Origin of the sequence: Paenibacillus auburnensis, assembly GCF_927798115.1 — a bacterium.
GTDB lineage: Bacteria > Bacillota > Bacilli > Paenibacillales > Paenibacillaceae > Paenibacillus_AQ > Paenibacillus_AQ auburnensis.
This window is the reverse complement of the sequence record NZ_CAKMMG010000006.1, coordinates 105,127-129,929: the sequence shown is the minus strand read 5'-3', so window position 1 is coordinate 129,929 and position 24,803 is coordinate 105,127. Positions and strand designations below refer to the sequence as shown.

23 protein-coding genes are annotated in these 24,803 nt (G+C 54.3%); 5 read left to right on the top strand and 18 right to left on the bottom strand.

Annotated elements, in window-relative coordinates; genetic code table 11:
• Nucleotides 1-17 precede the first annotated feature (17 nt).
• From L6H70_RS19510 to L6H70_RS19460, 11 genes are all read right to left on the bottom strand, one after another.
• Nucleotides 18-821: an AAC(3) family N-acetyltransferase gene (locus tag L6H70_RS19510; protein WP_236335716.1), complete on the bottom strand. Its 804-nt coding sequence runs from the start codon at nt 819-821 to the stop codon at nt 18-20.
• A gap of 29 nt (nt 822-850) precedes the next feature.
• Entirely contained in the window at nt 851-2,443 is a 1,593-nt protein-coding gene (locus L6H70_RS19505; RefSeq protein WP_236335714.1) for a response regulator, read from the bottom strand.
• Nucleotides 2,440-4,335 carry a cache domain-containing sensor histidine kinase gene (locus L6H70_RS19500; RefSeq protein ID WP_236335713.1) on the bottom strand — a complete coding sequence of 632 codons (1,896 nt, stop codon included), beginning with the start codon at nt 4,333-4,335 and terminating at the stop codon, nt 2,440-2,442. Before L6H70_RS19500 ends, L6H70_RS19505 begins: the two co-directional genes overlap by 4 nt.
• Before the next feature lie 97 nt (nt 4,336-4,432).
• A complete protein-coding gene (locus L6H70_RS19495; RefSeq protein WP_236335712.1) occupies nt 4,433-6,133 on the bottom strand; it encodes a type 2 periplasmic-binding domain-containing protein in 1,701 nt (566 codons plus the stop codon).
• Between the two features lie 100 nt (nt 6,134-6,233).
• On the bottom strand, nt 6,234-7,124 hold the full coding sequence (locus L6H70_RS19490) for a carbohydrate ABC transporter permease (RefSeq protein ID WP_236335711.1): 891 nt from the start codon (nt 7,122-7,124) through the stop codon (nt 6,234-6,236).
• Nucleotides 7,125-7,143: 19 nt separating this feature from the next.
• Nucleotides 7,144-8,100 carry an ABC transporter permease gene (locus L6H70_RS19485; protein WP_423802860.1) on the bottom strand — a complete coding sequence of 319 codons (957 nt, stop codon included), beginning with the start codon at nt 8,098-8,100 and terminating at the stop codon, nt 7,144-7,146.
• Nucleotides 8,101-8,240: 140 nt separating this feature from the next.
• Nucleotides 8,241-8,573: a hypothetical protein gene (locus L6H70_RS19480; RefSeq protein WP_236335709.1), complete on the bottom strand. Its 333-nt coding sequence runs from the start codon at nt 8,571-8,573 to the stop codon at nt 8,241-8,243.
• 49 nt (nt 8,574-8,622) lie between these two features.
• A complete protein-coding gene (locus L6H70_RS19475) occupies nt 8,623-11,850 on the bottom strand; it encodes a cellobiose phosphorylase (RefSeq protein ID WP_236335707.1) in 3,228 nt (1,075 codons plus the stop codon).
• Between the two features lie 230 nt (nt 11,851-12,080).
• Complete coding sequence (locus L6H70_RS19470; RefSeq protein WP_236335706.1) at nt 12,081-13,418, bottom strand: glycoside hydrolase family 30 protein; 1,338 nt, start codon at nt 13,416-13,418, stop codon at nt 12,081-12,083.
• Between the two features lie 97 nt (nt 13,419-13,515).
• A complete protein-coding gene (locus tag L6H70_RS19465) occupies nt 13,516-14,532 on the bottom strand; it encodes a LacI family DNA-binding transcriptional regulator (RefSeq protein WP_236335705.1) in 1,017 nt (338 codons plus the stop codon).
• Between the two features lie 51 nt (nt 14,533-14,583).
• Nucleotides 14,584-15,066, bottom strand: coding sequence for a hypothetical protein (locus L6H70_RS19460; protein WP_236335704.1), 483 nt, complete (start codon nt 15,064-15,066; stop codon nt 14,584-14,586).
• Nucleotides 15,067-15,264: 198 nt separating this feature from the next.
• Between L6H70_RS19460 and L6H70_RS19455 the strand changes: the two genes are divergently transcribed.
• Nucleotides 15,265-16,083, top strand: a complete 819-nt coding sequence (locus L6H70_RS19455; protein WP_236335703.1) for an HNH endonuclease — start codon at nt 15,265-15,267, stop codon at nt 16,081-16,083.
• Between the two features lie 111 nt (nt 16,084-16,194).
• Here the strand turns inward: L6H70_RS19455 and L6H70_RS19450 are convergent, their stop codons facing one another.
• Nucleotides 16,195-16,389: a YwbE family protein gene (locus L6H70_RS19450; RefSeq protein WP_054943150.1), complete on the bottom strand. Its 195-nt coding sequence runs from the start codon at nt 16,387-16,389 to the stop codon at nt 16,195-16,197.
• Nucleotides 16,390-16,457: 68 nt separating this feature from the next.
• On the opposite strand from L6H70_RS19450, the gene L6H70_RS19445 reads away from it, so the two are divergent.
• Nucleotides 16,458-16,760 carry a hypothetical protein gene (locus L6H70_RS19445; protein WP_236335908.1) on the top strand — a complete coding sequence of 101 codons (303 nt, stop codon included), beginning with the start codon at nt 16,458-16,460 and terminating at the stop codon, nt 16,758-16,760.
• Nucleotides 16,761-16,793: 33 nt separating this feature from the next.
• Here L6H70_RS19445 and sdaAA read toward each other — a convergent pair whose 3' ends face one another.
• The 3 genes from sdaAA to L6H70_RS19430 form a co-directional block, all read right to left on the bottom strand.
• Nucleotides 16,794-17,672 carry an L-serine ammonia-lyase, iron-sulfur-dependent, subunit alpha gene (gene sdaAA / locus L6H70_RS19440; protein ID WP_236335702.1) on the bottom strand — a complete coding sequence of 293 codons (879 nt, stop codon included), beginning with the start codon at nt 17,670-17,672 and terminating at the stop codon, nt 16,794-16,796.
• A complete protein-coding gene (gene sdaAB, locus L6H70_RS19435) occupies nt 17,669-18,379 on the bottom strand; it encodes an L-serine ammonia-lyase, iron-sulfur-dependent subunit beta (RefSeq protein WP_236335701.1) in 711 nt (236 codons plus the stop codon). The genes sdaAA and sdaAB overlap by 4 nt, the downstream gene beginning before the upstream one ends.
• Nucleotides 18,380-18,493: 114 nt before the next feature.
• On the bottom strand, nt 18,494-18,916 hold the full coding sequence (locus L6H70_RS19430) for a GNAT family N-acetyltransferase (RefSeq protein WP_236335700.1): 423 nt from the start codon (nt 18,914-18,916) through the stop codon (nt 18,494-18,496).
• 186 nt (nt 18,917-19,102) lie between these two features.
• On the opposite strand from L6H70_RS19430, the gene L6H70_RS19425 reads away from it, so the two are divergent.
• Entirely contained in the window at nt 19,103-20,002 is a 900-nt protein-coding gene (locus tag L6H70_RS19425) for an SDR family oxidoreductase (protein ID WP_236335699.1), read from the top strand.
• Between the two features lie 108 nt (nt 20,003-20,110).
• Complete coding sequence (locus L6H70_RS19420) at nt 20,111-20,566, top strand: hypothetical protein (RefSeq protein ID WP_236335697.1); 456 nt, start codon at nt 20,111-20,113, stop codon at nt 20,564-20,566.
• A gap of 8 nt (nt 20,567-20,574) precedes the next feature.
• On the opposite strand, the gene L6H70_RS19415 is transcribed toward L6H70_RS19420, so the two are convergent.
• The 3 genes from L6H70_RS19415 to L6H70_RS19405 all read right to left on the bottom strand — a co-directional run bounded on the left by L6H70_RS19415 (nt 20,575) and on the right by L6H70_RS19405 (nt 24,196).
• The gene (locus L6H70_RS19415) at nt 20,575-22,422 is read right to left on the bottom strand and encodes an NAD(P)H-hydrate dehydratase (RefSeq protein ID WP_236335696.1); all 1,848 of its coding nucleotides are present in this window, start codon (nt 22,420-22,422) and stop codon (nt 20,575-20,577) included.
• A 638-nt stretch (nt 22,423-23,060) separates the two neighbouring features.
• Nucleotides 23,061-23,693 (bottom strand): NAD(P)-dependent oxidoreductase, encoded by a 633-nt coding sequence (locus L6H70_RS19410; protein ID WP_236335695.1) that lies wholly within the window; start codon nt 23,691-23,693, stop codon nt 23,061-23,063.
• Nucleotides 23,694-23,788: 95 nt separating this feature from the next.
• Nucleotides 23,789-24,196 (bottom strand): GNAT family N-acetyltransferase, encoded by a 408-nt coding sequence (locus L6H70_RS19405; protein WP_236335693.1) that lies wholly within the window; start codon nt 24,194-24,196, stop codon nt 23,789-23,791.
• 257 nt (nt 24,197-24,453) lie between these two features.
• Between L6H70_RS19405 and L6H70_RS19400 the strand changes: the two genes are divergently transcribed.
• Nucleotides 24,454-24,762, top strand: a complete 309-nt coding sequence (locus L6H70_RS19400) for a hypothetical protein (RefSeq protein ID WP_236335692.1) — start codon at nt 24,454-24,456, stop codon at nt 24,760-24,762.
• Nucleotides 24,763-24,803: the final 41 nt, after the last annotated feature.

The following is a 24,803-nucleotide window of genomic DNA, read 5'->3' as shown; positions in this document are numbered from 1 at the left end:
CCTTGTCAGGTCTTTCGCTATTTCCGCTTCCGCGCCAGCCAGCCTGCCGCATAATCCACGATCTCCCGCTGCGGGATCAGCTGTGCCTCTGAAGCTGCAACGTTACCATGGGTTATCCGGCCTGTCTCCCGGTCAAAGTCTTCACCAATCTCCGCAAAGTCATCGGAATTCCAGTTCAGGTCCCTGAACTGCACCCACTCCCTGGCTCCTCCCACCAGCATTGGCGCACCGGCAGTCACTGCCTGCTTCCCCGCATAATCAGCCCGGTACTCCGCCAGATGAAGAGAGGTGTTGTTCAGACTATTCACGCCAAGCAGCAGTACGCTTCCGTTCAGATCATAGATCCTGGCCAGCGGGGATTGCTCCCCTAAGGCGAACTCCAGCTCATGCCCGCTGGTAATCTTATCCCGGTGCTTCCCCCAGGCGGCAAAAGAATGGACCGGATGGCTGCTTCGTCTAACCCCCTGCTGCTTGCGGAAGGTATCGGGAATAACGCCCATTCCCCGCAGCAGGGTCATATCCGGATCATAGGCCGGCATCTGTTCCCGGATGGTCTGCCACCAGGCCTCCGGCACCGGAGGATTGCTCCAGCCTGCCGGATCGGTCAAATCGGAGGAGTGTGTCGGCATAACCAGCGTCCCCTCTGCGCCGAGCACCTCCTCCAGCGCCAGAATTACTGCCACCGGACCACCGGCCACCCACTGGCCAAGCGATTTAAACGAGGAATGCAGCAGCAGCGTCATGCCCGCCTGCACCCCTAACCTGCGGAAATCAGCCGCTAAGGTCTCTACCGTAATCAAATTACCCTGCACTTCTTCCACTTTCCATCCCCCAAACGTTCAAGCCTTAATCAATAGAATTCCTTATCTTCCGGACGAATCGACCCAGGATCCAGCAGCTTCGCCCGGTACTCTCCCGGAGAGATTCCCTCCAATTCCTTGAACACACGGGTAAACTGCTTGCTGTTCTCGAATCCGACGGCTTCCGATACTCCCGACAGCTTCATACGGCTGGACGACAGCAGCTCTTTCGCATGGCGGATGCGCACTTTTTTCAAATATACGACAAAGCTCTCCCCGGTATAGGCCTTAAAAGCCTCACTGAAATAGGAGTAGCTAAGCGACACATAATTACTGACCATCGCCATATTCAGCGGGCGGGCATAATGCTCTTCAATATAAGCCAGTGCCGCTTCCATATCGGCATGCTCGGTATGTGCGGATCTTATCCCAATAATATAATCGTTCACACTAATGAGCAAATGCTCCAGGGCGCGGTAATAGTCATGAAAATGGCGGTAATTGTACAAGTCGCCGACGGTACGATACAGCTTAAGCACCTCTACGGAAGCCTCCCCGTGTACCCGGAACACCTCATCCAGCACTCGTTCGTTCATGCTCCGCGCGACACTCTCCAGGTAAGACAAATCCAGGTGCGGCAAATGCTCCGTATGAAAAATGGTGCCCAGCAGGCTTTTGAGCTCCTTCTCACGCTCGGTACCCAGCATATTGAGCAGCTTGCGCAGCTCCTCATCCGGTGAGGGGAAGCTGAGCCGGTCCGACCGGATACTGGCATAATCCATAAAGCTCGCCTGCGGCGACAGGAAGGTATACTGCAGCGCGCGGCAGGCTTGCTTATAGCAGCTCTGGAACTCCCCGGGGCTGTGTCCTGCCTCAGCAACTCCAATAAGCAGACCCTTAATTTCCTTAGTTTCCGCCAGCCGGTAAAGGTTTCGAAAAGGATCCCTGCCGCCGCTGACCAGAACCAGCTTCCCTTCCCAATCCGTCAAAATTTCGCTGAAATGCTCCTCCAGCGGCCCGGACAGCCGTTCAAGCAACCCCTGAACTTCACCCGGCTTCATCCGTGTACCGTCGTTATAATAATAATTCAGTACGCCCACCGTAAAAGGCAGCTGCAGACGGCCCAGCTCCTCCTGCTGTTCCGGTGACGGCTGTACCTCCTGCTGCAACAGCAGCCGCTGAAGACGCGTGGCACGCAGCTCCCTGAGGTACCCCTCTGTTTCCTGCTCCAGCTGCTGTACACCGGACTCCTGCTCTTTACCACTGCGCTCCAGGTTAATCTGCTCCAGCGTTTCGAACAGCTCTTCACGGCGGATCGGCTTCAGCAGATAATCCTTGACCCGGTGGCGGATCGCGCTTTTGGCATATTCAAAATCATCATGGCCGCTCAGAATAACCACAGCCGGGCCTTTACCGGGTGCGGACTCCGCCGACAGATGCTCCAGCAGGGTAATGCCATCCATGACCGGCATACGGATATCTGTAATGATGATATCTTTGGGCTCCTGCCGGAACAGCTCCAGCGCCTCCGCGCCGTTGCCGGCCAGGGCAATGCTGTAGAGGGAAGGATATTCCCTTTCAATCATCGCCTTCAGACCTTGGCGGATCATTCTCTCATCATCTACAATCAGAAGTTTCTTCATGAAGTTTTATCCCCCGTCAAAAGTACTTTAGGCAGCGTCATGAATACCGTAGTCCATTGCCCCGGCTCACTTTGCAGCTCCAGTCCGTATGCCTCGCCATAGAACAGCTGCAGCCGCTGATGGACATTTCTGAGACCGATCCCCCCGGCCTTATAACCCCCGGTTCCGGAACCGGAGAACTCCTGACTTTCCTCTTCCCTGGCGTAAATCGCCTCATGCAGAGCGGCCAGCCGTTCCGGTGTTAGCCCCAGGCCATTATCACGGATCAGGATAAACAGTTCTCCCTCTGCCTCTGTCACATCGATACGGATGGTGCGGCCGGAGAGCTCCTCTCCGCCGGTATTCCAGGCATGCTTCACACTGTTCTCAACGATCGGCTGCAGCGACATTTTCAGCACTTCCACTTCCAGGTACGTATTCTCTATATTTAACTCCAGACGGATGGGGTGTTCAAAGCGGATATTCATTATTTCAATATAATTTTGAATATGGCGGATTTCATCCCGCAGCTTCACATATTCGCCGGACCATTTGAAGTTATAACGCATCATGCCGCCTAGCCAGGTCAAGGCATCCGAGATGGTCCGCTGGTCCTCAATCTCCGCAAGCATCTTGATATTCTCCAGCGTATTGTATAGAAAATGGGCATCAATCTGATTATGCAGCGTGCGCAGCTCGGCTTCCTTCGAAAGCGCCTGCTTGTAGACAGCCTGAGCTACCAAGGTATTAATGGTATTCATCAGCTTGGAGAAATGATGCGCCAGCTCTCCCACCTCTCCGCCTCCGCGGATCGTGATCCCTGTGTATGCCTCGCCCTTGCGCACCTTCTTCATCGTTTCGGTTAAACGGCGCAGATTTTTCAGGATGAATGCATTCATTACATAAGCAATAGCGGTGAGCAGAAAAATAAAACCGATGTTGGCGCCGATCAGCAGGTTGCGGGTATGAGAGATACGCTTCATTACATCTTCCATAGATACGACATTAAGCAGCGAGGCACCGATCCGGTCCAGTGGAGCATGAATCAGCAGAAAAGATTTTCCGCCCTCTTTATAATCAATATTCCACTCACCGGTTTCCTGATAGTTCTTCAGCCGCTCAGCAATGGCACTCTCCAGCTGCGGACTATTCTCGGTGAACGAATGGTCTGTACGTGTAAATAGCTTCAGCTCGCTGTCTGCAATGAACATCTGCGACTGATTGTCCCTTACATTTGTATAGGTTTTGGGGGTGAAGTTATTCAGCATCATATCGACTTGAATCATACCTATATGGTGACCGGCCGGAACATTGATTTCCCTGACCAAAGATACCTTTGGCCGCTCTTCGGTCATCAGATTCGCAGAGCGCTCCATGAGATCCGGGTCATTATTCTGGAATACCCATAGCTCCCGTCCCTTCAGCTCCAAGGCTTCCTGGAACCATGGTTCTGCAGAAACCCGGCTTTCGCGAAAAATAATCGGCCAGATTTCATACATATTGGGGCTTGGAGAATATAGGCGCAAATGCTCAATACTCGGATTAATGACCTGGATACGGTTTAAATTCATATAGGTTGTATTATTAAAGTCAATCAGCTCGCCCAGCGGAGGATCGACTTCATTCATCAGGTAATTCTGAACCACTTTATCAGAATCGGCCATCTGGGCCGCACGCTCCATCACTTCAATCTGATTGACGATGTGCAGCTTCTCCATCTGCAGGAGGTAGTTGTTCTTGTCCACGGCATCACGGACATACGTATTGTTGATCGTCCTGAAGGAATACACGGAGACGAGCAGACTCGGACCGAGGATGATAAAAATATACGCGGCCACCAGCCTGCTCTGCAGCGATCTGCGCCCCCACCAGTAGCTGAAGGAACTCCAAAGCTCTCTAATCCGTTTACGCATACGCACTCTCCCGTTATTGCATCGGTCCTGCAATTACATATATAGAAGAAAACAACCCAAAAGCCCGCGGTCAGCGGGCAATTGGGCTTAATCTATATTATTCCATGCCGAGTTTCTTTTTGTTTTCCTGATATTTGTTTTGTCTGTATGCATCGAAGGTAGCAAAGCCTTCCTTGTCTTTCTTCGCGAGATAATCAGTCCAGATCTTGTCGAATTCGGCATCAGAGGAGGCCATCAGCAGTTTCGGGAACGTTTTGCCGCGAAGGTTCTTCAGCTTGGTAGCGATAATACCTTCCGGTGAGTTGCCGGTAGGGTCAATCAACTGGAACTCGGAGGTGTTGATTGCTTTACCGCGTGTCCAGTCTTCCAGCTGTTTGAACGGTTCTACTGATTTAGGTGCCCATTGATCGGTAATATTCGTGTTCTGCATCATCCAGAAAGTGAAGGAAGATCCGTATTTCTTATCAAATGCCGCACGGTCACTGTTCATCAGAGCAAATGCCTCAGGAAGGAACTGGTCCTTTCCGTCAATTGTATCATAGCTGACGCCTTTTTCGCCCAGATACAAGTCTTTATTTCCTTCCTCACTGTTCAGATAGCTGAGGAATTTGATTGCGCGTGCTTTATCTTTTACATTCTTGGAGATCAGTGTTACGGTCCAGCCGGAGATCCCAGGGCCGTTCAGTGTCGGCTGATCCAGCGCCGCATTGGAAGGTCCGTCTACAGCAATATAGGTCTGTTCAGGATTCTTCTGGAAAATCGTACCGAGCTGGGAAGCAAAGTCAGTACGTTGGTACAGCATTGCAAAGTAGCGGCCTTGCGCAATTTTTTCTTCCATCTGTGCACGTTTGTCGATAAAGATGTCTTTGGCCAGCAGGCCGTCTTCATTCGCCTGGCGGAGTGTCTTCATCCAGCGGACAAATTCAGGATCGGTTTCGCGCTCATACACCTTGCCGTCTTTTTGCCATGGGATCGCCAGGAAGTTCTGCAGGTAGCCTTCCAGCGAGTCATTACCGTTCTCTGTGAACTCATGCAAACCGAGTGGAATCAGCGGCTGGCCGTTCACTTCAGGGAATTTCTCCTGAGCCATTTTCAGCGCGTTCAGGAAGCCTTCCGGTGTACGCATATCCGGGCTGCCGATCGCTTCATAAATATCCTTACGAACGACGAAGGTCTGGTTGGATACATAGTTCTTGCCGTATTTTTCATAGTCTGCCGGTGAGGAAGAAGAGTTAGGATAGCCATATACATTGCCGTCCTCCTGAGTATACCAGCCGAGCTTATCTTTATCGGAAACCTTGTAGAAGTACGGATCATATTCATCCGCCAGCTTGTTGAGCGGAAGCACCATGTCGCCTTCAATCATTTTCTTGATCGCATCTTCCCAGAAGCCGAGTGTAATGAAGTCAGGCAGCTGTCCGGAAGCAATCATGGTATTCAGCTTTTCATTCTCATTGCCGGCTGGCACGATAAAGTTAATGTTAACGCCGGTCTTTTTCGTTACATATTGCGAAGTAGGATCTACACCCCATTTATTAGGAAACCAGGAGAAATTCAGATACCAGTCGAAGGTAATTGGTGAAGTGTCGCTTTTCCAGCCCGGCTCATCTGCGGATACGGCTGCGGCTGTAGGTGCTGTCGAAGCCTCCGCTGTTGCAGCCGGCGTATTGCTGTTCCCCTTATTTTCGTTGGCATTGCCACCGGCATTGTTGTTGCTTGAACAGCCTGACGCCGAGAAAGCCAGCATTAGCCCCAAGAGCAGCAGCACCATTGATTTCGGCTTGCGTTTCATGCCCATGCTTATTTACCCCTTTTCTAAAATGTTAATTATAAGCTCAACCCCGGAACCGGCCCTATGCTGACTCCGAAGGAGTTACCCTGTGTTAGACGGCTGCTAATCAGCCTTTGATCGAGCCGATCATCATGCCTTTTACGAAGTAACGCTGAAGGAACGGATAGACGAACACAATCGGCAGCGTAGTCACCACCATCGTGGCCAGCTTGATGGACTGCGAGGTTACGGTCTTTGTAACACTGCTGCCCTGCAGAGCAACCATCATCTGGTTGGAGCTGGACTGGGCCACTACCCGGAACAGATAGGTCTGGATCGGCTGCAGGTCCGGGTTATTGATATAGATAATCCCGGCAAAATAATCATTCCATTGATACACCCCGTGGAAGAGGGCAATCGTCGCAATGACCGGCATGGACACCGGCAGCACTACCCGGAGGAAAATCGACCAGTCGTTAGCGCCGTCAATCCGCGCCGCTTCCTCAAGTCCCTCGGGAATTTCCCGGAAGAAGGTCATGAAGATAATCAGATCGAAGAAGCTGAACATTACCGGAATAATATAGACCAGGAAATTATCGAGCAGGTGAAGATCCCGGTTCAGCAGAAACGTCGGAATCAGTCCCCCGTTGAAGAACAGCGTAATCGTACCGAGCAGAATGTAGAGCTTGCCGCCGATCAGGCCTTTGCGGGACAGCGCGTAAGCTACCATCGCTGTGAAGAACACGTGCACGAGTACGCCCAGGACCGTCTTGGCCACCGTAATACCCATGGCCGTCATAATGCCGGGACTGGCGAATACCGCATCGAAGTTCTTCAGGGTAAACATGCGGGGCCACCAGTAAATCCCGCCCAGCATAGCGTCGTTTCCGTCGTTGAAGGCATTGATCAGCACGTACCAGATAGGATATAAAGTAATGAAGCAGATGCACAGCATCACCAGATTGTTGGCGATATCGAATAGCGCCTCACCTGTCGTTTTACGTTTGAGAGAAAACATGGTATAGATCCTCCTTCTTCTAGAACAGCGACGTGTCGTTGATTTTTTTGGATACCTGGTTGGCAATCAGCAGCAGAATCAATGCTATGACCGCTTTTATCAAGGTGACCGCCGCAGAATAGGAGAAGCGGTTGGATACAATCCCTGTATAGTAGATATAGTAATCAATTACATTACTGGCACTGTCGTTCAGTGAGTTGCGGAGCACCAGGATCTGATCAAAGTTGGAGTTCAGCACACCGCTGACCGCCAAGATGAACAGGATGCTGATTGTCGAGCGGATGGACGGCAGCGTTACAAACCACATTTTCTGAAAACGCCCGGCCCCGTCAATCGTAGCCGCTTCATACATTTCAGGCGATACCCCGGAGATAGCCGCCAGATAAATAATGGCCGACCAGCCAAGCTCCTTCCAAATGTCGGAGGTAATAATAATGGTCCAGAAGTAGCCCGGTTCAGCCAAATAGGTAATCGGCTTGTCAATCACATTCAGCGCCAGCAGGATATTGTTGATAATTCCCACATCCGCCAGCCAGGTAGCAAGGATTCCGCCCAGGACAACCCAGGACAGGAAATGCGGCAGATAGGAAATGGTCTGAATCGTCTTTTTATAGCGGAGGGAACGGACCTCATTAAGAAACAGGGCGAAGATAATCGGCAGCGGGAACCCGATGAGCAGCTTGATCAAGCTGATGCCGAGTGTATTCTTAATCACGTTCCGCAAGTCCTCATCATCCAAGAATTCTCTGAAGTGGTCAAGTCCTACCCAGGGAGCCTCAGCGATCGACTTGACGATGTTATAATCCTTGAAGGAAATGATCAGCCCGTACATCGGAATGTAGTTAAAAATAATCATCCAGACCACGCCGAGCAGAGCCATTGTCTGCAGATGCTTTTGGGCAAGCAGCCTTTTCCAAAGTGAGCTTTTGCGACCTGAACCGGTTTCGATAACAGCCGGAATCAGCTGCTTTTTCATCGGACTTACGCCGCCGCTTGTTTTATTCTCCATCGTATGGACCTCCAAGAACAATCTTTTTCTATATTTAAAGCGCTTGCAGCTCTATGTGCTTATTGTAACCGTCTTCACGGCGGAGGGTAAGGTAGCGAATTTCCGTTTTAGGGGCTCATTTTTCGGGTGACGATGGTATTAGTGCCTCTCATTCCGCCGGCTATCCGACTTTCTGCGAAATCAGAGGTATTAGTGCCTTTCATTCCGCCGGCTACCCCACTTTCTGCGAAATCAGAGGTATTAGTGCCTTTCATTTCACCGGATATCACACTTTCTACGAAATCAGAGGTATTAGTACCTTTCATTTCACCGGATATCACACTTTCTACGAAATCAGAGGTATTAGTGCCTCTCATTCCGCCGACTACCCGACTTTCCGCGAAATCAGAGGGATTTTTCCCTCTGTTTTCCGCCTGCCGCCTCATTTCCACTAGCCGCACCCTTACAGCAATAAAAAAGGGAGGCTTCATCAGCCCCCCGTAATTCCCTCTACACCATCTCTGCCCGGATCGATGTTATCTCTCCCCGGCGCAGCGCCTCGGCGTCCTCACCGCGCACCTGCGATCCGGCAATCTGCCGGACAGTGCCGTCACTGTAGACCAGTGTGAGCTGCTTGATGACTGCACGCTCCGTACCGTAAGTATCCGCATGCCGCGGGTTATGATAGGTTACTTCCGTCCCTCCAAGGAACGTAAACGACAGATTGCCCCGCTCGTCAAACAGCCAGCCCGGCAGCGCCGGTGCCAGTTCCAGCGTTAACTCGCCACTCTCTACCGAGAACATCCGGCTGCCCGCCATCATCGTTCTCCACATGCTCAGGAACTCTGCAGTGGAGCCGCTGAGTCTGGCTACGAAGCCACGGCCATGGGTTCCCGGATCCGGGTTGCCGCCTGTGCTGATGAAGGAGGAATTCTCCAGCGTGCTGCGCCCGTAGACCTCCGGATCAAGGAATGGGATCAGCGAGGTTTTCATTTCACTGAAGAATTCCTCATATAGCCCCGCCTTCAGCAGCTCCAGCAAATACTTATAGGACATATGCAGGAAATTCGACTCCCGCTCCTGCCAGCCCGGTGTGAAGGCCCGTATCCGCCCGATTTCATGCGACTCCTCCTCCAGGGATACAGAGGTCCGGTACATCGAGGTTACCGGATCGAATAATCCGCTTCCCTTAACCTTGCTGTAGATTTCCTTGGCCTGGCCGGTGCTTTCCAGCGTTTTAAGCCAGCGGGCCGGGCCTTCCAGGAAATACGGCAGGGCGATCGCCTCGAATTCCTCCACGGTAGCCTTCGGCAGGCCATAGCCGCTGATCATCGGTTTGCCCGCCTCATCCGTTACCGCCTGGTAACGCACAGCTTCAAAGCGGAAGTACGTCGGAACCAGTCCTCCGCCCATCTCAACAGCCCGGTCAATCCCGGCGTTAATTTTGTGCAGGAACTTGCTCAGGGCTTCCCGGATCACTGCAAGGCTAACATCAGCCTCTTCACCGGAGATTCCAAAACGGATACTCTCACGATAAGTCTCGCGCGCTGTAGCTACAGTATCCCAATAGCCGAACTCAGTGAGCCCGCCGGCAAGCACTGTGGCTGCAGCATGATTCACCTGCTCCAGCAGCTGAGCCATCTCTACCGGAAGCGCCACCGCTCTGTCACCGGTTTCTCCGCTCTCCAGCGACTCCAGCAGGAAGAGAATCATCCGCTTCAGCTCAAACGTTTCGCTCATCCCTGAGCCGAACAAGCCCGGAAGACCGTTCATGGCATCGTTCCAGCCTGGCTTGTTGCCTTCCATCTCTACTCCCATGCCGTACGGATCAAGGGTAGCAAACTTGCTCAATGTCAGGGACAGCATTTTGACGAACAGGCTCGTGCGGTAAATCTCCCCGAATCCGCCTTCCGTGCGCAGCCACTGGGTATCTCCGGCTTTGCGCTGCAGCTTATGCAGCTTCTCTTCATCTTCCAGCAGTGCACCATACTGCCGGACCTTGCCCCCGCTGATTACATACTTCTCGCTGCGCGGAAGCACATAAGCCGGGCTGTCATAGAAGGTGTAGGTCTCATCCCCGAACAAAAGCTCTTCCAGCTTATCCGGGAAAACATCCAGGTAACCTTCGACCAGATCCAGATTATAGGTCCAGTGATCGCTCCAAAAACCTTCGCCGAACGCGGCCTCAATATTCTGCTGCGACAGGGCAAGCACGCCGCGGAGAAACTCCTGTTCATCCACCTTCAGCACCGCATCATGATCAGCGATGTAGTTGATCAGCCGGCCCGGTGTGAATTTGCCTAAGCACATTGCTTCAAGCTCAGCCTGGTGATCCGCTGCGGAAGCTGCAATCCATTCTTTGAGCTGCGCGGCATGTTCAGGCCGGACTTCAAAGCTGGTGCCCTGCACACTGAGCGGATTATAGCCGTCGGCCTGAATCAGGCTGTAGAACATTTTGATGTTGAAGCTGCCGACCTTTGGATGGAAAAACACATCATTCCGCCGGTTCTGATTCATATCGCGGAAGTTCCCGTTGCCCTGTGAATAGTATTCCGGAGCCAGCGAGAAGAAATTATAATCCCGCTCCATATCGCCGTGCTTGCGTGAGTACAGATGGACCACAAAGCCGTCTTTTCCATTGTCAAAAATAAACGGATACCCGCCGCGCAGGAAGTTGTCGAGATATGACTGGCGGCAATAGGCATCGAACAAAGCCGAGGATGTATGGGTGGCGATGTCTGCGGTCAGATTCTCGGTCAGTTCAGCCGCTTCCTGCGCCTTGCCGGTAATATATTCATCGCGGCAGAGCTGATCCGCCTTCCGGTTGATTTTATCGATGTCGCTGACATGCCCGATAATCGTGTTCAGCGTCAGCTTGCTGCCCGGAGCCAGTGTCCGCGCATGGCCGCTGAAGCCGCAAGGCACCTTATTCACCGGATACTGCGGCTGCTCCAGCAGCTCAGCCAGGGACAGGCCGGCGAACCGGTCCGGATAAGCAAGAGAGGTGTTGCCGCCAAAGATCAGCTCGAAATCGACAACCGGCTTCAGCCTTTCCCCTTCCCCGGTAAAGGACAGATAGAAATGGCCGTTCTGGATTTCACTGATCTGCGCATCATCGTTCGTGCTGGAGCGCAGCTTGTAGAAGGGAATGCCATTCTCCAGATTGTAGACTTCCATCCAGCTGCGCAGCAGGTTACCCATTTCCTTGTATCCGCTGTTGGCAGACCCGTACGGGAGAATCTCCGGCAGACCATCCAGCAGCTCGAGCTCAAGCACTCCACTGCCGGTATTCTCAATCTCCACCCGCCGCACTAGAGCGGCATAGTCGTCATTCGGCAGATTGAAATAATGTACGGTCGTCTTCAGGCCATGAACGGCATGTGACTCCTCGATCGTCAGCCCGTTTGGCAGAATCGTCATCTTACGCTTGGCCGCCGGATCGGGCCGGGATGACTGGAACGGCTCATAGACCTCCGGAGTATGGCCCAATTTGATGAACGTCCGGAACCCGGAGGACGCTACATTCTTGTGGGAAATGTTCGCCGGTGAGAACTCCATGATCGGCGAGTTTTTGTCACGCACCCCAAAGCTGCACACTCCCTGCCCGCGGTTGACATAAAAGGTCCACATCGGAATCCCCTTAAGCCCCGCAAGCCCGGGCAGAAAGCTGGCAAACGGCTTGCTCTCATGAAACTGCTCCATTACAAATTTGCCGGAATCAAAATAATAATTGCTCATGCTGATGACCTCCTAAAAGTTTTGTTAGCCTATACTTCATCGATTCTCCTTCGAATAAAACTCGCTTCGAAAGCATACGCTCGGTTTTGTTAGCGTTACATCTTGGACTTAGCTTCGTACAAAACTGGCATCGGAAGCATATGCTCAGTTTTATGAGCCTATACTTCATCGAATCTCCTTCAAATACAACCCGCAACGGAAGCCTGCTTCCAGTGTTGTTCCCGCCGCAATTACGAAATCACATGTGTGGCAATAGAGTGCGGCGGCAGCAGGCAGCCGGCCTGCTCATCCCCCAGCCCAAGCGTCACGCTGCGCGCTTCCCCGCTCTCATTCATCAGCACAACGGCTATGCTGCCATCCGGGTTGCGGAATGCCGTAGACAGAATGCCTTCTGCCGTGGATTCCAATCCGATCCGTACAGTGCCGGGAGCGATGAATTTGCTGAAATGCCCGATGTAATAATAGGAACTGTTGTAATGAACCTCATCCGTAACCGTGTCGGCGATAATCGGCGCATCGCAGAAATTGCCCACATGGTTAGGCCCTCCGGTCTCATCCAGCACCAGATTCCAGTCCAGATACCCTTCCGTCCAGGCATTCAGATCACCGATCATATTGCGTCCGTAACGTTCTCCGGTGAACCATTCTCCCAGACGGACTCCGCCTTCCTGGCAGCCTTCCGTGAACAGCACATGCTTATCCGGGAAAAGCTCATGCACCTTGGCTACCTTGTCGAATTCCTCACCGCCGTACCAGTGGATGCCGGTTCCCCATACATACTTCGCAGCTTCAGGGTCTGACAAAATAGGAGTTACGCGCTCTACCATAATGTCGCGGTTGTGATCCCAAATGACGATATTTACATCCGCCATTCCGGCTTCGTGCATAGCCGGGCCGAGATGATTTTTGACGAAATCCCGCTCTTCCTCAGCGCTGTATACACAGGAATCCCAGGTTTGCACCGCTGCAGGCTCATTCTGTACGGATACGGCCCAGACTGGAATTCCCTCTTTACGGTAGGCTTCAATGAACTTTGTGTAATACCGTGCCCAGACAGCGGCATACTCCGGCTTCAGCGATCCGCCATTATTCATCTCTCCGTTCGTCTTCATCCAGGCCGGCGGGCTCCAGGGCGAAGCCAGCATGGTAAAGGTGCCGCCTTTGACTTCCATGGCATCCTTAATCAGCGGCAGCACCCATTGATGATCATGGGAAATATCAAAGGTAGCCAGCTCTGTATCCCCATCCTGCACGTACGTATAGTTGCCGAGCGCGAAGTCACAGCTATGAATATGCACGCGTCCCATGCTGTAGCTTAAGCCTTCCTCGGGGTGAAAATAACTGCGGATCACCTCCGCCCGCTTCCCCGGGCTCATCCGCGATAAGGTATAAGCCGCCGCTTCTGTAAAAGCGCCGCCGAAACCAATCACCTTTTGGAACTCCTTCTCCGGCTGCAGCTGAATATCAGCCGGCTGGCCGGCGGTACAGGTCTTAAACTGCAAACCTTCCCGTGGACTTAAACGTTCCCCTGTTTCTTTTGCTGTTACGACCGAGCGGGTTGCTGCCATTATGAATCCATCTCCTTAGTTAATTTAAAAGCTTAACTCCAAATCGAAACCGGTTTCGATTTGTTTCGAAAAAAAAGCGCGTCCCGGCGAAACGCTGTTAAACCTCGCCAGGCGGCGCACAGGATTCCCGCACAACCACTTCCACAGGAAGTACGATGGCTTCCATTCCTGTCCCCTTGCGGTCAATCGAAGCAAGTAAAATTTCCGCTGCCCTTGTGCCAAGACTGGCCGTATCCTGCCGGACTGTCGTTAATGCAGGTGTAACGTATCTGGCAAGCTCGATATCGTCATAGCCCATAACGGAGATGTCTTCCGGTACGGACAAGCCGCTGTCCCTGGCCGCCATTACGGCACCCAGTGCCAGCAAGTCGCCTGAAGCGAATACAGCAGTTGGACGGTCAGGCAATTCCAGCAGCCTCTGCATGGCGGCATACCCATTCTCCAGTGCATAGAATGCGCCTTCCACGATGTAATCCTTACGAAGCTCCAGACCGTGCGTCTTCATCGCCGCCACATAGCCTTCCTCACGCCTTCTGCCGGGAATCGTGTTCAGACCGCCGGAGATATGAGCAATTCTGCTATGTCCGAGAGAAGTCAGATACTCTACCGCCAGCATTGCTCCGGCTGTATTATCCGAGCAGACCGTATGAGACTGAGCTGTCTCATAATCCAGAATCACTGTCGGAATATCGCTCTCCAGCAGCTCCAGGAAATACGGGTCTTCATAGTCGGACAGGAACACCACCACACCGTCGACACCGTGAATCCGGCAATTCTCCAAATATCCGCTCTGCTTGCCGCCGACATCCTTCGAGATGAACATCAGGGCATATCCTTTGGCTACAGCCACCTGTTTGAAGCTCTCAATAACCGCACCGAAAAAAGGATGGCGGATGCCTACCCCCGTGCCCTCCACAAACAATACGCCGAGGGTCCAGGACTTCTTCGTGGTCAGTGTCCGGGCATGCGCGTTAGGCAGGTAACCCATCTCCCGGGCTGTACGCAGAATTTCCTCCCGCGTCTTTTCCCGCACATCGGAATAGTTATTAAACGCCTTAGATACCGTAGTCGGAGAGTAACCGGTTTTTTTGGCGATATCGTATATTGTAGTCATTCCGGTTCACCTCCAGGGTCAAATGAAAGCCCTTTTTTGTTCAATGCCATTCTAACTTCTTTCCTGCCGGCCGTCCAGCACAAAATATCTCTGCACCGGCGGCAGAAGGGTGACTGCCTGAATGAGCAGCCCAAGACTTGTATAGAATACATGCACCATAGAGACAGCATTCATCATGTACGTTTCAACCATAATCCAGATGATCTGCCCAAACCCGATATAAAGGGACAATGCCCAGGCACTATGCAGTGCCCTGAAGGGATTCAACGGCGTAGCCCACCCCCAGTCAGGCTTCTTAACCAGACCGTAAAGCACCACCAGCGGCAGAACGCCAAAAACAAGGAACAACAGGATACCCGGAATAATAAAATTAGGAAAAGGGGATCTTTCCAGCACGGAGACCGGCATTCCCATCATTTCTCCGCTCGGGTCAATCAGCAGCATCACCCCGCCGGCAATCGCTCCTACCCCCAGAAAAGCCTGAAGAATATACAGTACAATAACAGCAGCCGGCCTTCTGTTGCTTAGCCTCATACCCACTTCCCCGCTTTCGTATTTTTTATTGATTTTACAGGTTTTCCCTAATTGCCGCCAAGACAGATGTCACAAATTAGAAAATTCGCAGCTTTTTTTGCCTGCCGTGTGAATGGCCGCGCTTTACGCTATACTAAAGTTATCTTAAAAATGAGGGGAATGGACAGGCGCTGCTGCAGCGTCCTTCCAAACATACTTATGACCGATATCAGCCTGCCTTTATCTAAACAATGCGCATATTGCCATCAGCATAAACCGCTCTCCGAATTCCGCAGGCGGACCGGCAAGCGGTCCAAGGGCCAGTCCCGCCGCGGGGCCTGCCGCGAATGCCGCAAGGCCCGCGAGAGCGGTTCAGCCAAGGGGCTTCTGCAAGTCCAGGGTGCGGAGGCCTCTGTTTTGGCGCGGGCTTCCGCACCTGCGGCTACAGCCTCTGCTGCCAGACAGCCGGTGCAATCAACAGCAGCAGTCCCGGCAAGTCTGCCGGGCCACAAGGCAACCGCACCTAAGGTGCATCAGCATTCCCTGCCGGAGCGCTCCAAGGAAGGCAAGCATCCTGCGGCTGCCGCAGGCAGCCGGGCAAAAGCGCGGCCGCGCCAGGGCGAACAACGGCGGAGGCCCCCTCAGACCGCGGGATTCAGGCCGGAACCCGGCGACTATTCCGCACTTATCCCCTCTGCCAAGGGGATGATCCTCATGCGCGGTCACAGCGATAAAGGGCGGCGCTGGCATCAGGAAATCGACCTTGAGCTGGCTGTTACGCTCGTCCGGGAGCATGCCGCAGTGGTTGTAAACCGCCGTACCATCCGCCGCCTGTACAGCAACAAGGATTTCCGTGCTTTAATTCTGACAAGGGATAACTATACCTGTCATTTTTGCGGCTTGTATGGGGATACCATCGACCATCTTCTGCCCCGGGCCAAGGGCGGCCATACCACTCCCGATAACTGTGTCTGTGCCTGCAATCTGTGCAACCAGACCAAAGCGGATCAGTATGTCGAGGAATTCATGGGGCGTTAGGAGCCGTGCTGCTGAGCAGAAAAAAAAGCGTCCGCCTGATACTAGCCGATTAACCGGCAAAATAGCATCAGGCGGAGCGCTTTCGGAACTATAATGATGCGGGCTGTGCATTCAGCCCGTAATATTCTTGACCCGTCCGACTTGACCGTCGCTCAGCCGCACCTTGATGCCGTGCGGATGGCGGGGTGAGTTGGTCAGAATATCTTTTACTGTACCATGGGTGAGTTTGCCTGTAGCCTGATCCTGCTTCAGCACAATATCCACCTCAAGTCCGGGACGGATATCCGCTCTAACTTGTCCGTTCATGATGTATTCCCCTTTCAAGAGATGTAATGGATTCAACAATTACTGATAAGGATAAGGATGAGACAGCTATGGCCTTCGGAATTAACAGAGAAGAATTGAACCGGTGGAAACAGGCGGTCTCCCGGGGGGAGATCGCTTTTTTGACCCATTACTGGCTTGATCCGCGGTTTCCCGGAATCACCACCGTAACCAAAGTCGGCTGCAGCGACCTGCCCCGTCTCCGCCGCTGGTGTCTGCAGAACGGTCTTCCGCCGCAATATATCCATAACCGCAAACCCTTCCCCCACTTCGATCTGCTTGGACCGAAGCAGCCGGAAATTCTCCGGCAGGAGGGCATGTGGGAGCAGCTTGAACGTTTCCATATGTTATAAGATCATAATGCCTACCCGGGAAATATAAGCCGGTTACTTCTTGCTTTGCAAATCTTTCATAATCTGGCGCCCGGTAGGCGTCTGGGCCAGCCCGCCCCCGGCCGTCTCACGGTGCTTCTCCGGCATGGCTGAGCCAACCTCAAGCATCACCTTGATTACTTCATCAGAAGGGATCACACTGCGTACACCTGCAAGCGCCATATCCGCTGCAGCCAGTGCGGTAACAGCACCGAAGCCGTTGCGCACGATGCAGGGAATCTCTACAAGCCCGCCCACCGGATCGCAAATCAGGCCAAGTGTGTTCTTAAGCGCCAGCCCCACGGCATGAACCGCCTGTGCCGGTGTACCGCCTCGCAGCTCCGTCAGCGCTCCTGCAGCCATCCCGATCGCGGAACCGACTTCCGCCTGACAGCCGCCCTCTGCCCCGGATACAAAAGAGTTATTGGCAATAACATATCCGATTGCGCCTGCAGCAAACAATCCAGACACCATATAATCATCATCCCAGCCGAAACGCTCCTGGCAGCTGAGAAATACGCCGGGAATAATTCCGCAGGAGCCTGCTGTCGGAGTAGCGATAATCCGCCCCATGGAGGCATTCACTTCCGATACGGCTAACGCGTAGGCCATCGCCTGTCCGGCAGGCCCCCCAAGACATGGCTCCTCCGCAGCATTGTAGGCGGCAACCCGCTGGGCATCCAAGCCTGTCAGGCCGCTGCGCGAGGTCGTATTCTCCGTCAGGCCGCGTTGTACCGCCTCTTTCATCACGCCATAATACTGGCTCATCGTAGCGAATTCCTGCTCCTTCGAGCGTCCGGATTCCGCACTCTGCTCCTCCAGCATCAGTGCACCGATGCCAAGGCCCCGCTCCCCGCATAATACAGCCAGCTGGCTTAAAGTTTGAAAATTCATGTTGTACTTTCCTTCCCTTTCTGTGCTCGCGTATCCTCGTTAAGATCCACCACTTTGACTGATTTCACAGCAGGCAGAGCGCGCAGCCCCTGAAGCAGTTCTGCAGTTGCCGGTTCGTCCAGCTCCAGCACGGTCAGCGCCGCCCCGCTGCGGTTCTTGCGGTCAAGGGACATATGCCCGATGTTAAACTGGCCCTGGCGCATTACATCCGTAACACTGGCCAATACCCCGAGATAATCCATGTGGTTGATAAGTACCGTCGGATACATTCCGGTCAGCTTAACCCCGAACCCGTCAATATCAACGATCTCTATATTTCCCCCGCCAATCGAGATCCCCGTCAGCGTCAATTCTGTGCCTGTGTCACGGCCGACCAGACGCAGCTTCACGGTATTCGGATGGGGGAACAATCCCGCCCCCTGCCGGAAGGAAACCTCCATTCCGGCTTCAGCGGCCAGCTCAATGGAATCCGGCAAACGGGGGTCGTCTGTAGCAAAGTCCAGCAATCCGCCGACGATAGCCCGGTCGGTTCCATGTCCCTGATACGTTGCAGCAAACGATCCAAAAAAAATGACCTCCGCCTCACGCGGCACTTCGCCGAGCACCTGCCGGGCCGCTCGGCCGATCCGTGCCGCTCCTGCGGTATGTGAACTGGAAGGCCCGACCATCGCCGGACCGATAATAGAGAACACATCTTTAAAACGCATTGTCAGATCACCTGCTATTCAATTTCGCCATTTACTTGCCTATATATTATACTGCACGAATGCAGAACCTACACCATTACATTAGTTGTCACTAAAAGCGCTGTAATACGTTTTTTAGAGATCGGTATTCTGCGAAAAGAGCACAAGGCCGTCCCGCTCCTGCCAGCCGGTGCCCGACCAGAAGCTGCGTCCCAGCGTATTGCCTTCAATGACCAGCAGATGGCATTTCGCAATGCCCGCTTCCCGCAATGCTTTAAGCGAACGCGACACCATTTCACGGCCGGCTCCCTTGCCCCGGCAGGCACCGCTGACAGCTACATGATACATATATCCTCTCCGCCCGTCATGTCCGCACATCACAGTCCCGGCAAGTTGGCCGTCCTTATCCTCGCATACCTGGCTCATGCCGGGATTCCGCTCCAGATACCGCAAAATTTCTTCCCGGGAATCTGCCTGGCTGAGGTTCATCCCTGCTGTATTCTCCCATAGCTGATAGGCAGCCTCATAATCATCTGCAATCATTGCTCTGTAACGCATCTTTTTGTTCCCCGCTTTCCAAATTATCATTCTTCAGTTCAACTTTAGGCTACGAGATTTAAGGCAACAAGAGTGCTGCTCCGGCCACTGCTTCCATAAGCCTGCACCGGCAGTGAGCGCACGCTTCTCTGGGCGTATGCATAAAAATATACAAACCAGACAGTGCGCAAGGAGGAGTATCACGCAATGAATCCTACTTACCCCTATTACGGGGAACAGACGGTATGCCGCAAGCAGCCGATCGCCTTCCCGCCCCAGCACCAGGACCGCCAGCCCGGCCTGGAGAGCCTGATGAATCCCCGACCCATCAGTGAAGACCCGGACAGCCGCGGTAGCGGCAAGCTGCAGGGCAAGGTTGCTTTTATCAGCGGCGGAGACAGCGGGATCGGCAAGGCGGCGGCTATCGCTTTTGCCAAAGAAGGGGCGGATGTGGCCATTGCCTATCTGTATGAAGCCTCGGACGCCGAGGTCACAGCACAGCGTATTGAACAGCTTGGCCGCCGCTGCCTGCGGATTGAAACCGATTTACGGTATAGGCAAAACTGCTTCCAGGCGGTGGAGCAGACGGTACGGACCTTTGGCCGGCTGGATATTCTGGTCAACAATCTTGCTGTGCAGTATCCGCAGGAGAGCATTCTGGATATCACCGAAGAGCAGCTGTACCAGACCTATCAGACCAATGTTTTTCCTTACTTTTTCCTGACTCAGGCTGCACTGCCGCATCTGAACAAGGGAGCGTCCATCATCAACACCGCCTCCATTACCGCTTACCAGGGCAATAAGAAGCTGATTGACTATTCGTCCACCAAAGGTGCAGTCGTCACCTTCACACGCTCTCTAGCCCTGTCGCTTGCAGATACCGGAATCCGGGTCAACAGCGTTGCTCCAGGTCCGGTGTGGACCCCGCTCATCCCTTCCAGCTATTCCGCTGCCGAAGTCAGCATATTCGGAACAGATACCCCGCTGGGGCGGGCCGCACAACCCTATGAGCTTGCCGGAGCCTATGTCTATCTGGCCGGACCGGATTCTACCTATGTAACCGGCACCTGCATTCATGTTAACGGCGGGGACATGGTCACCAGCTGATCCGTGGGAGGGCGGTTTAGACCGTTTGAATCTGCACATTAAAAAAACCGCCGGGTACTCTGCTGAGTCCGGCAGCGCCGTTCACCTAACCTGAAAGGACGTTATCAGATGAACAAAATCAAAGAGTACGATCTACCCTCTGTCCGGCTGTCTGCAGGTATGTATGCACTGTCCAAGTTATCCGCTGCCGGATTGACTTTCATGCTGGTGTCGCTTGTACTGCTTGGTTTGCCGCATACAGACGGGGTGCCGAAGGGTTGGCCGGTTTCCGTGCCCTACGCCGTTTATGCCTACGGGCTGCCGGCCGCGCTCATTGCAGACGCCCTCCTGCGCATGTTCCGCTCCTCATCCCTCGGCCCTTCCCTTGTAATGTATGCTGCTGCCGGATTCGGCGCCGGCTTATGGTTGGCTTCAGAGCAAGGCGGAGACGCACAGACCTGTGCCCTCTACGGTATAGGGGTGCTGCTGCTGTTCCGGCTTGCCCAGCTGTCCGGCGAACGTTATCCGCTGCTGCTGCCCGTATTCGCGCTGTTCGTACCGCTGCTCTGCCTTGTGCTGGTGTAAGCCGCTGCTTAAAGCGCTTCGATGATATCCCCGGCGATTAAACCCGCCGGATGGGTTCTCGCGCCTGCCGCCCGTTCCCCTGCCAGTCCGTGCAGATACACACCGAAGACCGCTGCCTGAACGGCATTGAGGCCTTGCGCCAACAGGCCAGAAATAATCCCTGTCAGAACATCGCCCGCTCCGCCTGTACCCATTCCCGGATGGCCTGTGATATTCACATAGGCTTCTCCGTCAGGTGTGGCAATGACAGAATGCGCTCCTTTCAGCACGAGCACTACACCGTGCTGCGTGGCATAAGCCAGTGCCAGACCGATCCGGTCACGCTGCACCTCCGCTGTAGTCAGTCCGGCAAGCCGTGCCATCTCCCCTGGATGCGGCGTAAGAATGACGGGCCGGCCGGGGCAGGACCAGGCCGAATAGTCACAGTCCGCCAGGATGTTAAGGGCATCGGCATCCAGTACCAGCGGTCCCTGGGTACCTTCCCACAGCATGCGGAGCCATTCCCCGTCCCCTTCGAACCGGCCCAGGCCGGGACCGGTGGCGGTCACATCACGTACTGCGCCGAGCCGCAGCACCTCCGCAGCGGTTCCCGCATTCCAGGTGCCGTCCTCCCGGCCGCCGGCCGCGGCCAGCATGATCTCCGGTGCGGCACCGATTACATAAGGCAGCAGCTTGTCCGGCAGCGCCCAGGTCACCAGACCGCAGCCCGCCCGCAGCGCGGCCCGGGCCGCGAGCAGACCCGCGCCGCTCATCGCAAGGCTTCCCGCCGCCAGCAGGACATGCCCGTAAGTGCCCTTGTGGCCTTCGGGCGAGCGGCGGCGCGACACGTCGACCCCCAGACGTGTCCGCAGCACTTCCGGGGTCAGCAGGCTGGCCTGCACCCCGGCCTCCCGGGCCGAGGCAGCAGGGATGCCGATGGAGCGGACCACGACCTGCCCGGCGGCTCCCGCGCCGGGATACTGCACCAGGCCCCGCTTGAGAAACGCGAGGCATACTGTCACTGCTGCATGAATGCACGGCTCATGCAGCTCGCCCGTGTCCGCGTTCAGCCCGCTCGGGATGTCCGCGGACACAATTCGTTTGCCGCTGCTGTTCGCGGCGGCAATCAGGGCCGCATAGGCACCGCGCGGGGCGCCTGCGCTGCCGGTGCCGAGCAGCGCATCGACGATGCCGCTGCAGGCGGCAAAGTCAATGACGTCCCGGCCGTAGACTACGGCCGGCAGCCCCATGGCCGCTGCGGCGTCCCGCTGCACGGCCGCTTCGCCGGCCAGCGACTCCGGCGCGGCCGCGTACACCAGCGTGACGGCGATCCCCGCCTCACGCAGGTACCTGGCGGCGGCGAGGCCGTCGCCGCCGTTGTTGCCTTTGCCGGCGAGGATCAGCCAATGCTCGCCGGAAGCGTCCAGGGTCAGCGCCCGGTCGCCGCTGACCGCAAAGCCCGGCGGCAGGACCGCCGGACCGCCCACGCCACCGTTCCCGCCCCTGATCCGCTCAGCTCCAGGCCCGCACTCACCTCTCCGCCCAGCTCCATCCTCGCCGCTGTTTCCGCTCGCACCACCGTCCTCACGGCTCTCGCCGCTCCTGCTCCAGCCACTCCAGCCGCTTTCGCTCGAACCGCCATCCTCACTGCCATCGCCGCTTCCGCTCCAGCCGCTCCGGCCGCTTCCGCCTACTCCTCCGCTCCCGCTCCGGCCAGCCCGCTCACCATGTGCACTTCCTCCGCGCCGGCAGAGCGCAATCACTTCCTCGGCAATCGCCCGTCCGGCGTTCTCCATAAGCGCAATTGCCGGAATGCCCAGCTTCTCTATCGTCATGCGGTCCAGCTGCCGCATTTGCTCCGCAGTGACTAGATCCATTGTTCCCATCCCTTCCGCTGCACAATGTGCAGACCTGTTGATTAGCTTAAAGATGAACTAAAACACACACAAGAATCAAAACAATAGAAAAATAATCAAAGCGAGTATTGGCGTGCAGCGGTTCATCGCCCTGAAGGACTGTGTCCAGCTATAGTGGAAAAACTCCAACTAATTCACTCGTTTTCGACTTAGATCGGACTTCAAATGGAAAACCTCAAACTAATTTCCCAAGTAACGCTGATTTTGATCCAAAGGGGAGAAATTAGTGGGAGGAAATCAAATACGGTCCTCTCCCCATCCCCCCTAGAAGAAATTAGTGGGAGAAAATCTACTACGTTCTCTCCCCGTTGCCCGGAAAAAATTAGTGGTAGGACTCTGTAGCCCACTACTTCACCTCAGCCCTTCCACTCCCACTTTTCCGTAGATTGTTCTCGTTTCAGTGATTTGCAGAGAGCTCCCTTGTGCCAGCCGCACGGTACTTCGTCTTACTCTTATCCATTAATCAACATGCAACCCCACTTTAAATAAAAGGGTAAGCCTTACAGCATATTATGCAATAAGCCTTACCCCTATCCGCCGGGACAGAATCCCTGCCTATCCAAACCATTCCTTGTTATATCTTCCCCGGTCCGCCGAGCTTAATAAGCTACAGTAAACCGTTCACGGCTGAAATTGCCTTCCTCCAGCTCATCCACCACAGCTACCGCAAAATCCTCCACACTGATGCTGCTCTTCCCGTCCTCATCCGTAATCAGCCGGTCTAGGCCAATCCGGAACATGCCGGTCCGGCGGCCGGAGATAATGGCAGCGGGCGGACTGATGTACGTATAATCCAGCTCTGAGCCCCTATAGATTTCATAGGCATGCGCATGGGCAGCAGCCAGCGGCCGGAATTCCTCCGGGAACCCGGGCGTATCCATCAGCCATTCACCAGACTCCGTCTTAAGGCTGCCTGCCCCGCCAACAATAATCAGGCGTGCTACACCGGCCTGCTGCATCCCCTCCAGCAGTGATTCTGCCGCCCTGAGCAGATCATTCTCCTGCCCGGGGCCGGGTCCGAAGGCGCTGATAATTTCCCCGTGGCCCGTTACCGCTGCAGCCACCGATGCCGGATCCAGAATATTTGCGGACACAATCTGCAGACGCTCATGCTGCAGATCTATGGATTCCGGATTGCGGACAGCAGCGGTCACCTCGTGTTTTCTTTTTAATGCTTCCTGTACAATCGCTTTCCCTATTCTTCCTGAAGCACCAAACACCACAACATCCATTCCTGCTTCCTCACCTTCCTGAACCTGTAATCAGGTAAAAATAACCCCACAATGTGGGGTCTGCCTCTGCCTGTCATCTATCATAATTATTAACCTCACCGCCGAAGAAACATCCCCTGCGAATACGGCATTACCGGAACAAAGCCATACTGCTCGTACAGCTTCGAGGCCTCCCCGTCAGCGATAAGACTGACATAGGATTGTGCGGGAATGGTGTCCAGGAAATCCCTGATTTCACGCACAATGACTTTGCCTAATCCTTGCCCTTGATAGGAAGGTTTGACAGCGATATCGGTAACTTGAAAAAAACAGCCTCCGTCCCCGATCACACGCCCCATTCCGATAAGCAGTTCCCCGTCGTAGAGCGTTATCGCAAAACAAGAACGCGGAAGCCCGGCCTCTGCACCCTCGGCACTCATCGGACTTAGCCCTGCTTCCACCCGCAGGGCCAGATACTGCTCTACTGCGGGAGGTACATAGCGTATCTCCGGTTTTCCTGTCATCCCCACGCTCTTCTCCCCCGTTCTCTGAAGAAGCCTGCTTGCAGGCATCCACACTGTTACCAATATATACGACAGCAGCAGCCGCATCAAGCAGGGCCGATTAACCCAGGACTGAAATTGAAACGTAAAGCTTATCTTGACGTAAACTATAGAGAAATCCGCTACACTGTACCTGCATAATTCTCAGTCCATAAAGACGGGTAACTAATAACAGACAAAGCTAACATTATTAAGCTGAAAAGGAACGGTGAGGAGTCATGTCATCATTAGGAAAATTATTTAAATGGGGGACTTTTGCATACGAAGGTTTCCTGGCATTGCCGTTTATCGGGGGTGCCTTTGTGGTAGCCAATGGCTGGGTACCGCTCGGCATCGCCTTCCTGCTCCACGCGGCTGCGGTAATCATATTGATGAGGGAACGCGGGCCATTTATCGGCAACATCGTCGGGATTGTCACTTCGATAGTCGCCTTTATTCCATTCGTCGGCTGGATCATGCATGTCATCACTGCCGTTATCCTGCTGTTTGAAGGTATCTTTGCTTCCCGGCAGAGACCGCGGTATTAACCTGTCTGGGCGTTACAAAATGAAACAGAGCAGTGATTCTT

Coding starts and splice junctions, on each gene's coding strand:
- L6H70_RS19505 (WP_236335714.1), bottom strand. CDS start 2,443: ATGAAGAAACTTCTGATTGTAGATGATGAGAGAATGATCCGCCAAGGT.
- L6H70_RS19500 (WP_236335713.1), bottom strand. CDS start 4,335: ATGCGTAAACGGATTAGAGAGCTTTGGAGTTCCTTCAGCTACTGGTGG.
- L6H70_RS19495 (WP_236335712.1), bottom strand. CDS start 6,133: ATGGGCATGAAACGCAAGCCGAAATCAATGGTGCTGCTGCTCTTGGGG.
- L6H70_RS19490 (WP_236335711.1), bottom strand. CDS start 7,124: ATGTTTTCTCTCAAACGTAAAACGACAGGTGAGGCGCTATTCGATATC.
- L6H70_RS19485 (WP_423802860.1), bottom strand. CDS start 8,100: ATGAAAAAGCAGCTGATTCCGGCTGTTATCGAAACCGGTTCAGGTCGC.
- L6H70_RS19475 (WP_236335707.1), bottom strand. CDS start 11,850: ATGAGCAATTATTATTTTGATTCCGGCAAATTTGTAATGGAGCAGTTT.
- L6H70_RS19470 (WP_236335706.1), bottom strand. CDS start 13,418: ATGGCAGCAACCCGCTCGGTCGTAACAGCAAAAGAAACAGGGGAACGT.
- L6H70_RS19465 (WP_236335705.1), bottom strand. CDS start 14,532: ATGACTACAATATACGATATCGCCAAAAAAACCGGTTACTCTCCGACT.
- L6H70_RS19460 (WP_236335704.1), bottom strand. CDS start 15,066: ATGAGGCTAAGCAACAGAAGGCCGGCTGCTGTTATTGTACTGTATATT.
- L6H70_RS19455 (WP_236335703.1), top strand. CDS start 15,265: ATGACCGATATCAGCCTGCCTTTATCTAAACAATGCGCATATTGCCAT.
- L6H70_RS19450 (WP_054943150.1), bottom strand. CDS start 16,389: ATGAACGGACAAGTTAGAGCGGATATCCGTCCCGGACTTGAGGTGGAT.
- L6H70_RS19445 (WP_236335908.1), top strand. CDS start 16,458: ATGGCCTTCGGAATTAACAGAGAAGAATTGAACCGGTGGAAACAGGCG.
- sdaAA (WP_236335702.1), bottom strand. CDS start 17,672: ATGAATTTTCAAACTTTAAGCCAGCTGGCTGTATTATGCGGGGAGCGG.
- sdaAB (WP_236335701.1), bottom strand. CDS start 18,379: ATGCGTTTTAAAGATGTGTTCTCTATTATCGGTCCGGCGATGGTCGGG.
- L6H70_RS19430 (WP_236335700.1), bottom strand. CDS start 18,916: ATGCGTTACAGAGCAATGATTGCAGATGATTATGAGGCTGCCTATCAG.
- L6H70_RS19425 (WP_236335699.1), top strand. CDS start 19,103: ATGAATCCTACTTACCCCTATTACGGGGAACAGACGGTATGCCGCAAG.
- L6H70_RS19420 (WP_236335697.1), top strand. CDS start 20,111: ATGAACAAAATCAAAGAGTACGATCTACCCTCTGTCCGGCTGTCTGCA.
- L6H70_RS19415 (WP_236335696.1), bottom strand. CDS start 22,422: ATGGATCTAGTCACTGCGGAGCAAATGCGGCAGCTGGACCGCATGACG.
- L6H70_RS19410 (WP_236335695.1), bottom strand. CDS start 23,693: ATGGATGTTGTGGTGTTTGGTGCTTCAGGAAGAATAGGGAAAGCGATT.
- L6H70_RS19405 (WP_236335693.1), bottom strand. CDS start 24,196: ATGACAGGAAAACCGGAGATACGCTATGTACCTCCCGCAGTAGAGCAG.
- L6H70_RS19400 (WP_236335692.1), top strand. CDS start 24,454: ATGTCATCATTAGGAAAATTATTTAAATGGGGGACTTTTGCATACGAA.